The following is a 12,712-nucleotide window of genomic DNA, read 5'->3' as shown; positions in this document are numbered from 1 at the left end:
ATAAATGAGGACTTTATGAGAGATAAGTTAATAATAATCATACTGCTTATTATTATGTTTTTAAATTTTTTTGACGTACTTACCGATATTTCTTTAGGTGTGCCTAGCTGGCATATTTTTTCTGAAAGTCTCATTGTGCTCGTATCAGCTATTGGTGCACTTTTTCTCATCAAAGATATACGTAATAGAACAGCTGATATCATAAGACTAAAACAAGCATTATCAATATCTAATGACAAATTTAGAAATATCTCTGATGAAATGAAAAATGCTCGCCATGAGTACAGTGCTGTTATTCGTAAACAATTTTTACAATGGTCGCTTACCCCAAGTGAGCAAGAAGTAGCGATGTTATTACTGAAAGGTTTAAGCTTTAAAGAAATCAGTGCCGTCAGAAACACCAAAGAAAAAACCGTTCGACAACAAGCGTCTACCATATATAGCAAAGCCAATATTGAAGGCAGACATGAGCTCGCTGCGTGGTTTCTAGAAGACTTTATGCAATAAAGTTGATGGCCTTGATTCGCCACCGCTACAGACTTAAAAGTTACGGTAAATAAGCTTTTTTCTATTGCCAACTCAACAGAAGCGATAAAACCCTTTCTGATTTTACAGATAAATATTCGATAATCACTATTTAACCTATTTTTTATGCGACCTGTCGCATATTTCACCGCATATTACTCGCTCATAAGTTAAAAAATGTTATAAGGGGGCGTTTTTTATCAAATTCATTAGGTTTTTAATTCATCAGGGAAATCATGAAATATTCAATTAAGTCAGCCTTACTTTGTCTATGTGTCGTGGCCAGTAGCCAAGCCTTAGCAAAAAACAGTATTAGTGACGATAAATTTCGTCAATTGGAAGAAAATTTACCAACACCAAACACTTACCGCACAGCATCTGGTGCACCTGGCCATCAATATTGGCAGCAAGATGTAGATTATAAAATTAACATTACCCTTAATGACGAAAAGCAAACCTTGTCAGGCAGTGAGACTATTGATTACACCAATAATTCACCTGATACCTTACGTTATTTATGGCTGCAATTAGATCAAAATAAATTAGCCGAAAACGCTGGTGCAAAAACCACTCGCTCAGCACCTGATAAAAAAGTGACTTACAGTGGTTTACGTAATGCCATTGAAACAGAGGCCTTCAACGGCGGCTACAATATTACTCAGGTGGCAGGTTCAAATGGTAAAGATTTACCTTATGTGATTAATGGCACTATGATGCGTATTGATCTGCCAAAGTCACTTAAATCAGGTGACAGTGTTGAGCTTAATATCAATTGGAATTACCAATTACATGAGCAAAAAGTATTAGGCGGCCGTTCAGGATATGAATACTTTAAAGAAGACGATAACTACCTTTACGAAGTTGCTAGCTGGTTTCCACGCGCGGCCGCTTACTATGACGTGATGGGTTGGCAGAATAAGCAGTTTATCGGTAGCGGCGAATTCACTCTAGAGTTCGGTGATTACGACGTTAGCATTACTGTTCCTGCTGATCATGTTGTTGCAGCCACCGGTGTTTTACAAAATCCAAAACAAGTGTTATCAAAAACACAACGTAATCGTTTAGCGAAAGCTAAAAAAGCAAATAAGCCAGTACTTGTTATTACTCCTGAAGAAGCGTTAGAAAACGAAAAATCTCGCTCAAGCAAAACTAAAACCTGGGAATTTGAAGCAAAAAACGTTCGTGACTTTGCTTTTGCATCCAGTCGCAAGTTTATTTGGGATGCCCAAGGTTATAAAGGTGGTAAAACCGAAACAATGGCCATGTCTTATTACCCTAATGAAGGTAATCCCTTGTGGGAAAAATACTCAACTGAGTCAATTATTCACACCATGGAGCAATACAATAAATACACCTTTGATTACCCATACCCAGTTTCAATTTCGGTAAATGGCCCAGTTGGTGGCATGGAATACCCAATGATCACATTTAATGGTCCACGCCCAACATTAGATAAAAAAACCGGTGAAAAAACCTATTCTCGTGCAACAAAATATGGCTTAGTTGGCGTTATTATTCATGAAGTAGGCCATAACTATTTCCCAATGATCGTTAACTCTGATGAGCGTCAGTGGACTTGGATGGACGAAGGTTTAAATACTTTCCTACAATTTGTTGCTGAGCAGGCATGGGAAGAAGGTTATCCTTCTCGTCGTGGCGATGCCGCAAACATTACTAGCTACATGAAAAGTAATAACCAAGTACCGATCATGACTAACTCAGAGTCAATTCTGCAATTTGGTAACAATGCTTACGGAAAACCGGCAACCGCATTAAATATTTTACGTGAGACCATTATGGGTCGTGAATTATTTGATTTTGCTTTTAAAGAATACGCGCAACGTTGGAAGTTTAAACGCCCAACTCCTGCTGACTTTTTCCGTACCATGGAAGATGCTTCAGGTATCGATTTAGATTGGTTCTGGCGTGGTTGGTTTTACAGCACAGATCATGTTGATATTGCACTAGGTAATATTCATTTATACCGCCCTAACAGCCAAAATCCTGATACGGAAGCTGCATGGGAACGTGCTTTAGATAACGAAAAACCTGAATTTATCAGCAAAATTCACAATAGTGGTCAATGGGTTCGTACTCAAGATAAGCCTGAATTATTAGACTTTTATAATACGCATGACAAGTTTACCGCCACCAACGCAGCACGTAATAAATACAATGCCAGCAACAAAAAGCTCGAGCAATGGCAAAAAGATTTACTGCTTGACGAACGTAACTTCTACATCGTTGATTTCGAAAACAAAGGTGGCTTAGTTATGCCAATTATTTTGGATTTAACCTTTGCTGACAACACCGTAGAGCGGGTTACTTTACCGGCTGAAATCTGGCGCCGTAACAGCAAAAAAGTATCAAAACTACTCATTCGTGATAAAGAGCTCACCGCTATCGCTATTGATCCTAACTGGGAAACAGCTGATGTAGATGTTAATAACAACTACTGGCCTGCACGCCCAATTAAATCTCGCTTTGAGTTATACAAACGTAAAAAGGACGACATGATGCGTGATTATAACGTTGAATTAAAAAGCCTTGATGACGAAGACAAAAAAACAACCGTTGAGGTTAAACAGCCATAATGTTGTTAAGCATAGCTAAACGCATTTTTGTTTTGCTATTGTGTGGGCTTACCGCTGATGCGGTTGCCCACCGCTACTTTTTTAGCATTACTGATCTAGCGTTAAATGAGAACACCCAGGCAATAGAAGTTATTCATCAGATAACTGCACACGATATTGAGAATGTAATTGCTGAAACGAAAAACATTCATTTTTCGGTGGCTCACCCTGATTACGAAAATACTATTCGTCAGTATATTGAAGATAATTTTCAGCTACAATATCAAGGTAAAGCAGTGCCATTAAACTGGGTAGGGCTTGAAATAAACCGCGGTAATATCTTTATTTACCAAGAAGCTGAGTTTAAACATTCATTAGTTGGACTAAAAATAACTAACCGTTTGTTAATAGAACATTACGAAAAACAAATAAATACAGTTAATTTTTACGATAATACGATAAAAGGTAGCCTTACTTTCAAAAGATCAGTTACTATTAATGATATTGAAATTAACAATTAATAATCGTTAGATTTACATTTTGCCCATATGCGTGCAAAATCTAATGACTAGATTACACCAAAGGCTTTGGAAAACTTCATGAATGTAGAGTTTATAAATCCGTTTTTGTCCTCAATGCTTAATGTTATGTCAACCATGGCCCAAATGGAGCTAACACCTGAAAAACCTCGTTTGAAAAAAAATGAAATTGCTCAAGGTGACGTTTCGGGCTTAATTGGTATGGTAAGTGAGCAAACTAAAGGTTCATTATCTATTACTTTTGAAGGTGAACTTGCCTTAGCGACAATGAAAAATATGGTCGGCGAAGGTCCTGATGAAGTCAACGAAGAGATCACCGATTTAGTTGGTGAAATTACCAATATGGTAACCGGCGGCGCAAAACGTATGTTGAGTGAAAAAGGGATTGAATTTGATATGGCTACTCCTATGGTTGTTTCAGGTAAAAATCATACCATTACCCATAAAGCCGATGGACCTATTGTCATTATTCCGCTTTCTTCTAAGCACGGCAGAGCATTTATTGAATTTAGTTTTGATAAATAAATCAAGCTAATAAAAATATAAACAGCCTCGTGAACGATGAGGCTTTTTTGTTTTGTCCTTCGCTAAACTCCTAGTTTGCAAATCATTATTACTTTTCGTAAATAACTGATACAGCTCTCTAGAGCCTTCCTACACCGAAAATCTGGCGCAAAATATTAACGTCTATATTGTTTAACTGGATATTTCACAAGCCCGCAATTTTAAATAAAAAACTTTGCCATGAAAATCTTTAACAAAGTAAAACATGATGCATGTTTGCTCCATCAATAATACCAAGCCTTGATTTGATTAACCTGCCCTATTGTAAACTCAATCCGCTTGTTATCTTATAACAAGCGGATTAATTAACTGATCAAATTAATCCGTTTGGTATAAAACCTGCGTTTGCAATTTCATCAGGAGAAATTTTTTCATGACGAATAAAACGATAAGCACCTTCTATTTTACCTGATGTGCCACATGCTTTTAAAATTGAACTTGAAGCATTTTCGGCCATATCACTTGTCAGTTGGACTAATCGTTTTGTGCGTCGAGGATCGTCTAAATTCGCTTGGCCAAAAACCAATTGGGCCCATTGTGTTGCTTCAGGATCATCCATATTTACTAAGGATGAAATAAAATGGTATTAGATCATAAATATCGCACGTTGAAAAGTTGTGTATAAGAGACAAGGATGTAGGTACTGAGGTTCAGTCTGGAACTGTGACCCTGTGCCGCTAAAGCTTTTAACTTCACTGAGTGGGAACAAACTTAGTAGAATTGATATAAATACATTTAAGCTTCATACCCTAACAAACGTGACATCTCTTCAGCAGTCGCTTTAATTTTTTCATGAGCTAAATTTCCATCTACTGAATGGGAACCATCAAGAAAGCCAATAAAAGGCACGACTAATGCTGCTGCTATTTGCCCTGTATCATCAAAAATTGGGTAACCTATATCTTCAACACCTTGTGTCTGTGCACTAATAATATTTTCAAAGCCCTGCTTCTCTACTTTTTCGAGTATACTTTTGAATGCTATTTGATTTGGCTTAGGATGATTTTTAGGTATCCTATTTAGCATAAGCTCTCTTTTTTCAGGACTAGAATATGCAAGTAACAAATGGCCTGAGCAAGTATTCATTAATGGCGCTTCAGCCCCTAGCCTGACACTAAAAATACGGGTAGATGGGGAGTCTTGTTGAACTACAACATGACCTTTACCTTCATAATAAATAACTAAATGGCAAGACTGTTCAATAGTGTATGAAAGACTTTGCATTAAGGGATTAGCTAAAGAGGTTAATCTTTTTATCGGAGGAAAGCGGTTAGATAAGCTAAACATTTTTAATGTTAATCGATATTTGTCGCTCCCCATTGGCATTTCAATAAAACCACGTTGCTCTAATACCGCTAACATTCTAAATAACTCGCCAACTGATTTATCTAGTCTCCGAGTAATTTCAGCAATGTTTAAACCATCAACTTCATAAGAAAGTAACTCTAATAGATCTAGGCCTTTTTCAAGTGCAGGAGCTGAATAATGTTTCTTGCGTGAGCCAGTTTCTTTCGTGGTTTTTTTTTCAGTCATTTGACTTCCATTTCAACAATGCGGTTGATTAACTTGACGGTAAGAATTGCAATTATACCTCATTATCAATCAATAAAAAAAGATTGTATATATGAAATGAAATAAAACTAGTGACTCAAAGCAAGCTAATGTTCAACTAAAGAAAATATTCTATCCACAAGTTTCCACTTACTTCCAAGTGAGCTACCTTATTCAATTTTCTGATAATTCTCCATAAATGACTCCCACGCTTGAACTCCGTCACTATAGCAATTCTAATAGGTTTGGCCTTATTCAAATCATTGGTGATGTTTGTTAAAAACTAAAATTCTCATCTACATTCATACAAGCGTTTAACTTCAGTAACTTTAGCTATCTTCTTATAACGATTATTTTGCAATTTCTTCTTTATTATCGTTTTCTTTAGTATATGACTGAAACAGAATAGCCATACTTTACACAGTAACCGCGACACCCTTAATCGCCATGTTGACTAATTTTGCAGCCTTACTATGTGGAAGCCACTAACATCTGCCGAGTAATTCATGACTGTCTTCCCACTATCACTAAGTTCACTTTCTCTTTAAGGAAGGGTGGTATTTTATACTTAAAAATATAGCTCGAATTAATATGAAATATAATAATTTAAATATCAACAAGTTAAACGAATTTACAACTTTCATATTGATGATTCTATTTTTATTATCGGTCAATATAAATAAATCAAAATTAGGAATAAATGCTAAAAACAGTTGACTTGTGAAACCTTAACACTTAAGTTTTACAAATAAAATTAAATTTCATATTTGAAAAGCATCTAAAATTATACATTTCACTACCGTGATAATTATGAAATTACCTAATTAAAAATTTTGAGGATGACATGGCCGTAGCAAAATTTGTTTTATTTAATAATGTTCGGTTTCCAAACATATCAGATAATGCAGAAATTGTTGAAATGATCGCCTTTGCTGCTTTATTAGTTTTATTTACTACCGATAGAGGCTCTGTAGTTGGCTCGGCAATATCTTCGGTAATAAAAATATCAGTAAACCCTGAAAGGTATTATAACTTAAGTGAAGATATAGACCTTAACACCGGATTAATAATTGAAGGTAAAGCTACCGTTGTTGAGGTAGAGCAAACTATTTTCGAGCAAATGATTAATGTCATTAGCGGTAATATGGGTAAGTCAGAATAATTAGAAAGAATTTATTTTGACTTATAAATATTTAATGAAACTGGACAACCTAAGGCAATGGCCCCATCTTGACTTAGGCAACTTTTTCATTAAAGCAATCTTCTTTTTTCAAGCAAAGCCAGACTAAACAGGTATTAAAATGAATGATTTTTTGACAATAACTTTCCTGATGTTGCAGACTTAAAACGCCAAGCTAAAAAGCGTATTCCTAAATTTGCTTTTGATTATCTAGAAGGCGGCTGTATGGAAGAAATTGGTGTGCAACGAAATCGCGCTGATATTGAAGCCGTCCAGTTGCGCAGCGAGCTATTAAAACCCTTTAGTGGTAGTGATTTAAGTGTTGAGCTATTTGGCCATAAATATTCAGCTCCTTTTGGTATCGCCCCGGTAGGATTACAAGGTTTAATGTGGCCTAAATCACCTGAAATCCTAGCTAAAGCTGCAGCAGAAAAAAATATCCCTTACGTATTGAGTACTGTTTCTTCTAGTAGCTTAGAGCGTATAAGCGAAGTTTCAGAAGGCAATGCTTGGTTTCAGCTATATAACCCCACTGATGATGTCATTCGCACAGACTTAATGCGTCGCATCACCGCGGCACAATATAAAGTGTTAGTGGTGACAGTTGATGTACCAACGTTTGGTTTTAGACCAAGAGACATCCGCAATGGCTTAGCCATGCCGCCAAAAATGACCATCAGCAATATATTACAAATGTTGTCATGCCCTCAGTGGTTATTAGCAACCGCTTTGGCAGGTAAACCTGAAATGGAAACATTAAAGCCTTACATGCCAAAGGGTATGCCAACAGATCAATTAGCTGCTTTCATGAATAAAACCGTTATGGGCCGTGTAGATATTGAAGGATTAAAACCCATAAGAGAACTTTGGAAAGGGCCATTAGTCATTAAAGGCTTAATTAATGAAGTCGATGTTGAAGCAGCAATTTCTTTAGGCGCAGACGCAGTTGTTATTTCCAACCATGGTGCCCGCCAACTTGATGCCGGTGAATCACCCGTTGAGCCCTTGCAACGTATAGCTAAAAAACACGGTGATAAAATTAAAATATTTATGGACAGTGGCTTACGCAGCGGAACTAACATTGCGGGGGCATTAGCCTCTGGTGCAGATTTTACCTTTTTAGGGCGTCCTTTTGTTTATGGTGTTGGTGCCTTGGGCGATAAAGGAGGCATTCATACCATTAATTCACTGACCTTGCAGTTAACCCAAATAATGAATCAGCTAGGATGTAAAAGCGTTGCAGATTTGCCTCGTCATTTAGTTAGTTAAATAAGCTTATTATATATGAATAATATTTGCGATAGACGACAACTTGGTCAAACTGCACTTGAAGTATCAACACTAGGCTTTGGTGCAGCTTCCATGGGCAATCTATATCAAGCAGTATCAAATACAGAAGCACAAGCGACATTAGATAAAGCAATTGACTTGGGGATGACTTTATTTGATACATCGCCTCGTTATGGTGCCGGTCTAAGTGAACGGAGAATAGGTGATGCGTTAAGGCCTTTGAGCAAAGAGCAGTATGTTTTATCGACCAAAGTTGGCCGACTGCTTAAACCCGATGCAACAGCAGATATCAAGCAATTACGCCATGGTTTTCTTAGTCCTATGCCCTTTGATGCTCATTATGATTACTCTTATAGTGGCATCATGCGTTCATTTGAAGACAGTCAGCAACGCTTAGGTTTAGCGGAAATAGATATTTTATTGCTTCATGATCTGGGCGCTTATACCCATGGCGATAATGATAAACACTACTTTAAGCAATTTGAGACCAGCGGTTATAAAGCCTTAGATGAATTAAGAAAACATGGCGACATAAAAGCCGTGGGTTTGGGCGTGAATGAAGTTGAAATTTGCGAGCGAGCAATGAATATCGGTCAGTTTGACTGCTTTCTCTTAGCCGGAAGGTATTCATTATTAGAACAAACGCCGCTTCAGCAATTCTTACCTACATGTGAAGCCCATGGTGCATCAATTATTTTAGGTGGCCCCTACAATTCAGGCATTTTAGCTACCGGTGTAAAGGGTAACAACATCCCTTATTATGATTATGAACCAGCACCACAGCATATTATTGATAAAGTCGCAAAAATTGAAGCCGTTTGTAGTCAATATAAAGTCACGTTAGCCGCAGCCGCTTTACAATTTCCATTAGGGCATTCAGCAGTCGCGTCGGTAATTCCAGGCCTAGGTAGTGCTAAACGTGTAGAACAAACTATCGCATTATTTAATGAGGTTATTCCTGCTGAGTTTTGGCAAACATTAAAAGATAAAAACTTGTTAGATAAAGACGCACCTTTACCCTGCTCAGCGAAAAGTATCTGATGAGTAACACTAAATTTGAAATCAAACCGAATATAGAACGAGTTGATAGTCATCAACATTTTTGGCAATTATCACGCGATGACTATCACTGGCTAACACCTGAGCTAGCGCTACTGTATAAAGATTTTCTACCACAGCACTTAGCCCCTACGCTTGAGCACCAAGGTATTAGTCAAACCATATTAGTGCAAGCCGCGGCTACTGAGGAGGAAACTCATTTCTTACTTGAAATTGCTGAGCGTACCAACTTTGTCGCAGGCGTGGTCGGTTGGATTGATATGGAAGATGCCAAAGCAATAACGACCTTAGCGCGCTTGGCTCACAATCCATATTTCAAAGGCATTCGACCAATGCTACAAGATATTGACGATGTGAATTGGATCTTAAAAGATAAATTCAATCCTATTTTTGAATTTATGGCAAAAAAACACTTAACTTTTGATGCCTTAGTTAATGATGTTCATTTATCGAATATCAAGAGCATTGCCGATAGACATCCAACTTTAAAAATTGTGATAGATCATTGCGCCAAACCAAATTTAGCTATGCCACCATCTCGCTTTTGGCAAAGGCGTATAACAAGCATTGCTAGCTGTAAAAATGTCTACATTAAAATGTCGGGCTTATTAACAGAAGCGCCACAAGGGCAAGTTGATGCCAGTATTATTCAACCCTATGTTGACCACATTAGCCAAGAGTTTGGCCCAAATAGAATCATGTGGGGAAGTGATTGGCCCGTAATCAAACTTAATGGCGACTATGACACTTGGGTAGAATTAACCCAAGTATTACTCAACAATTATCAAGATGAAGAAAAACGTAAAATTTGGGCAGACAATGCTCGTACGTTTTATCAGTTACCTTCTTATTAGTTATCGATTTAGGAATTAAGTATGACTGTAGAAAATAAAATAAAAGTCGCTTTAGTCACCGGTGGTGCAAGCGGCATAGGCAAAAGTATTTGTTTGCGACTTGCTCAGAAAAATATAAAAGTATTAGTTGTCGACCTAAACCTTGAAGCCGCACAAGCAACTGTTGAAGAAATTATCAATGCAGGCGGCATTGCTCAAGCCTATGCCCTTGATGTATCGAACAATAAAGACGTTTTAGCCTTATTTAAAAATATTAATAACGAACATACCATCGATATACTAGTTAATAATGCTGGCATAGCACATATCGGTAATATCGAACAAACCAGCGAAGCAGATTTAGATAGGCTCTATAACATCAATGTTAAAGGCGTTTACAACTGTATTTATGGCGCTATTGAAGCAATGAAAGCTCAAAAAAGTGGCGTTATTATCAACATGGCGTCAGTCGCCTCTTCCGTGGGCATTGCTGATAGGTTTGCCTATTCAATGACCAAAGGTGCGGTATTAACCATGACTTACTCTGTTGCTAAAGATTACTTAGCTGATGGTATTCGTTGTAATTGTATATCTCCCGGTCGCGTCCATACCCCTTTTGTTGATAACTTTTTAGAAAAAAATTATGCCGATAATAAAGCAGAAATGTTTGAAAAGTTATCCAAAAGTCAACCTATTGGCCGAATGGGAACACCGGATGAAATTGCCGGCTTAGTCGATTACCTTTGCTCTGATGATGCGGCATTTATTACAGGAAGTAATTTCCCAATAGACGGCGGCTTTGTCACCTTAAACAATTAAGCTAATTTAACTAAATTTAACTGAACAACTTATATTAAAGAGATCAATGAAATGAAATTACTTCGTTATGGGCCATTAGGTCAAGAAAAGCCTGGTATTATGGATGATAATGGCATTATTAGAAATCTAAGTGATGTCGTTGGTGATATTAACGGTGCAACATTATCAGCTGATAACTTACAACGTATTCAAGCTTTAGATTTATCTAGCTTGCCGATTGTTGATAAAAATGTTCGTTTAGGGGCTTGTGTCGGTAATGTCGGTAAATTTCTTTGTATTGGTCTTAATTATGCTGACCATGCTGCTGAGTCTGGTATGAATATCCCAGAAGAGCCAGAGGTATTTACTAAAGCGACCAGTGCAATTTCTGGCCCTAATGATGACATAGTACAGCCTAGAAATAGTGATAAGTTAGACTGGGAAGTTGAACTTGCAATCGTCATAGGCAAACATGCTTCTTATGTTAGTGAAGAAGATGCTCACGAATATATTGCCGGATATTGTGTTTGCAACGATGTTTCTGAGCGTACTTTCCAATTAGAAAAAGGCAGTCAGTGGGACAAAGGAAAAGGCTGCGATACTTTTGGTCCTATTGGTCCTTGGCTAGTCACCAGTGATGAAGTCAAAGACCCTAATAATTTAGCAATGCATTTAGCAGTTAACGGAAAGACATTTCAAAATGGCAATAGCAAAACTATGGTATTCAAGCCCGCTTACATTGTCAGTTACTTAAGTAAATTTATGAGCTTACAGCCGGGTGATATAATTTCAACTGGCACACCTCCTGGTGTTGGTTTAGGCCAAACTCCACCATTATACTTAAAACCTGGCGATAAAATCACCTTAGGTATTGAAGGGTTGGGCACACAACAACAAGCAGTTGTTGCTCACGAAAAAGATCGAGTTGTCGTTTCTGTCAGTGACTAATTCCTGAGAATATGACTAACTTTGAATATATGGCTAAATAGCAATTTAAACCTTTAATATCAGTTAATCTTTTCAAAGCACAAAGCGCCATATTTTTGATGGCGCTTTGACCTAAAAAAGCTATAGCAATTTATGAAGTAAATATAATATTAATCTGTAATCCACATTCAGTACTTTAAATCAAGTTTGCATGCTGCCTTTTCAAACTTGGTAACTAACATTGTATATTTTGTAATACCAAAGCTATTAAGTTTGTTCTCTCTCAGCGCTTATTACATGATGAGCGGGAAAAGCGTCTTTATTCAATCATGCTATTGAAACTGACGCATAATCTTGATTACACGATATAAAACGCCAACAGCCTTAAACTTTTGCCGTGAAATAATTATGATCACTATAGCGATCTGACGACTTCCAGAGAGTACAGTAATACCAACTCTACTAAGTTTCTTCCCAGTCAATGAAATTTAAAAGCTTTAGCGGCACAGGTTCACAGTTCAAGACTGAACCTAAGCACTCACTTAAATTAATTTAAGGTGTTGATTTAAATAACATTTATTCATTATCAAAATCAACAATACGGCCTGTAAGCCTTTTAAAATTAACCTTGGGGAGCTTACCAGCGATTCGATACCGCTGGTAAGCGCTGAATGAGAACAAACTTAATAGACTTGGTATAACAATCAATCTATATCGACATTGCATGATGATTAAACGCACGGTTTCTGTGCATCAAGAGTAATATCATTCACCTGTAACATCTGGAGAACATCGCGATTATACTAGCGCTAGAACCGCCGTATTAACGGTTAGTGGTCAGTAGCTTAATATTTCTCGCTAAGCAATAACTTA

At 37.3% G+C, this 12,712-nt stretch carries 12 protein-coding genes; 10 read left to right on the top strand and 2 right to left on the bottom strand.

Translation table 11 applies throughout. From position 1 onward, the window contains the following. The first annotated feature begins 15 nt into the window (after positions 1-15). From FGD67_RS14050 to FGD67_RS14035, 4 genes are all read left to right on the top strand, one after another. The gene (locus FGD67_RS14050) at positions 16-507 is read left to right on the top strand and encodes a LuxR C-terminal-related transcriptional regulator (protein ID WP_257171757.1); all 492 of its coding nucleotides are present in this window, start codon (positions 16-18) and stop codon (positions 505-507) included. A gap of 254 nt (positions 508-761) precedes the next feature. Further along, entirely contained in the window at positions 762-3,119 is a 2,358-nt protein-coding gene (locus FGD67_RS14045; RefSeq protein ID WP_257171756.1) for a M1 family metallopeptidase, read from the top strand. Next, positions 3,119-3,619, top strand: coding sequence for a DUF6702 family protein (locus FGD67_RS14040; RefSeq protein WP_257171755.1), 501 nt, complete (start codon positions 3,119-3,121; stop codon positions 3,617-3,619). The genes FGD67_RS14045 and FGD67_RS14040 overlap by 1 nt, the downstream gene beginning before the upstream one ends. Positions 3,620-3,697: 78 nt before the next feature. Then, positions 3,698-4,162 (top strand): chemotaxis protein CheX, encoded by a 465-nt coding sequence (locus FGD67_RS14035; protein ID WP_257171754.1) that lies wholly within the window; start codon positions 3,698-3,700, stop codon positions 4,160-4,162. Positions 4,163-4,514: 352 nt separating this feature from the next. Here the strand turns inward: FGD67_RS14035 and FGD67_RS14030 are convergent, their stop codons facing one another. Beyond that, the gene (locus FGD67_RS14030; protein ID WP_257171753.1) at positions 4,515-4,760 is read right to left on the bottom strand and encodes a transposase; all 246 of its coding nucleotides are present in this window, start codon (positions 4,758-4,760) and stop codon (positions 4,515-4,517) included. Positions 4,761-4,936: 176 nt separating this feature from the next. Continuing rightward, positions 4,937-5,734, bottom strand: coding sequence for an IclR family transcriptional regulator (locus FGD67_RS14025; protein WP_257171752.1), 798 nt, complete (start codon positions 5,732-5,734; stop codon positions 4,937-4,939). A gap of 862 nt (positions 5,735-6,596) precedes the next feature. Between FGD67_RS14025 and FGD67_RS14020 the strand changes: the two genes are divergently transcribed. From FGD67_RS14020 to FGD67_RS13995, 6 genes are all read left to right on the top strand, one after another. After that, positions 6,597-6,914: a UxaA family hydrolase gene (locus tag FGD67_RS14020; RefSeq protein ID WP_257171751.1), complete on the top strand. Its 318-nt coding sequence runs from the start codon at positions 6,597-6,599 to the stop codon at positions 6,912-6,914. Positions 6,915-7,118: 204 nt separating this feature from the next. Continuing rightward, positions 7,119-8,201 carry an alpha-hydroxy acid oxidase gene (locus tag FGD67_RS14015; protein ID WP_257175124.1) on the top strand — a complete coding sequence of 361 codons (1,083 nt, stop codon included), beginning with the start codon at positions 7,119-7,121 and terminating at the stop codon, positions 8,199-8,201. A gap of 15 nt (positions 8,202-8,216) precedes the next feature. Further along, positions 8,217-9,263, top strand: coding sequence for an aldo/keto reductase (locus tag FGD67_RS14010; RefSeq protein ID WP_257171750.1), 1,047 nt, complete (start codon positions 8,217-8,219; stop codon positions 9,261-9,263). Further along, positions 9,263-10,135, top strand: coding sequence for an amidohydrolase (locus tag FGD67_RS14005; protein WP_257171749.1), 873 nt, complete (start codon positions 9,263-9,265; stop codon positions 10,133-10,135). The genes FGD67_RS14010 and FGD67_RS14005 overlap by 1 nt, the downstream gene beginning before the upstream one ends. A 21-nt stretch (positions 10,136-10,156) precedes the next feature. Continuing rightward, a complete protein-coding gene (locus tag FGD67_RS14000) occupies positions 10,157-10,933 on the top strand; it encodes an SDR family NAD(P)-dependent oxidoreductase (RefSeq protein WP_257171748.1) in 777 nt (258 codons plus the stop codon). Positions 10,934-10,984: 51 nt separating this feature from the next. Then, positions 10,985-11,860: a fumarylacetoacetate hydrolase family protein gene (locus tag FGD67_RS13995; protein ID WP_257171747.1), complete on the top strand. Its 876-nt coding sequence runs from the start codon at positions 10,985-10,987 to the stop codon at positions 11,858-11,860. Positions 11,861-12,712: the final 852 nt, after the last annotated feature.

Source organism: Colwellia sp. M166, assembly GCF_024585285.1.
GTDB lineage: Bacteria > Pseudomonadota > Gammaproteobacteria > Enterobacterales > Alteromonadaceae > Cognaticolwellia.
The sequence above is the reverse complement of the archived record's forward strand: the minus strand, read 5'-3'. Positions and strand labels throughout refer to the sequence as shown.

What these genes read in the sequence shown, in the direction of transcription:
- FGD67_RS13995 (WP_257171747.1), top strand. Translation starts at nt 10,985, where the DNA reads ATGAAATTACTTCGTTATGGGCCATTAGGTCAAGAAAAGCCTGGTATT.
- FGD67_RS14025 (WP_257171752.1), bottom strand. Translation starts at nt 5,734, where the DNA reads ATGACTGAAAAAAAAACCACGAAAGAAACTGGCTCACGCAAGAAACAT.
- FGD67_RS14030 (WP_257171753.1), bottom strand. Translation starts at nt 4,760, where the DNA reads ATGGATGATCCTGAAGCAACACAATGGGCCCAATTGGTTTTTGGCCAA.
- FGD67_RS14020 (WP_257171751.1), top strand. Translation starts at nt 6,597, where the DNA reads ATGGCCGTAGCAAAATTTGTTTTATTTAATAATGTTCGGTTTCCAAAC.
- FGD67_RS14005 (WP_257171749.1), top strand. Translation starts at nt 9,263, where the DNA reads ATGAGTAACACTAAATTTGAAATCAAACCGAATATAGAACGAGTTGAT.
- FGD67_RS14000 (WP_257171748.1), top strand. Translation starts at nt 10,157, where the DNA reads ATGACTGTAGAAAATAAAATAAAAGTCGCTTTAGTCACCGGTGGTGCA.
- FGD67_RS14045 (WP_257171756.1), top strand. Translation starts at nt 762, where the DNA reads ATGAAATATTCAATTAAGTCAGCCTTACTTTGTCTATGTGTCGTGGCC.
- FGD67_RS14040 (WP_257171755.1), top strand. Translation starts at nt 3,119, where the DNA reads ATGTTGTTAAGCATAGCTAAACGCATTTTTGTTTTGCTATTGTGTGGG.
- FGD67_RS14050 (WP_257171757.1), top strand. Translation starts at nt 16, where the DNA reads ATGAGAGATAAGTTAATAATAATCATACTGCTTATTATTATGTTTTTA.
- FGD67_RS14035 (WP_257171754.1), top strand. Translation starts at nt 3,698, where the DNA reads ATGAATGTAGAGTTTATAAATCCGTTTTTGTCCTCAATGCTTAATGTT.
- FGD67_RS14010 (WP_257171750.1), top strand. Translation starts at nt 8,217, where the DNA reads ATGAATAATATTTGCGATAGACGACAACTTGGTCAAACTGCACTTGAA.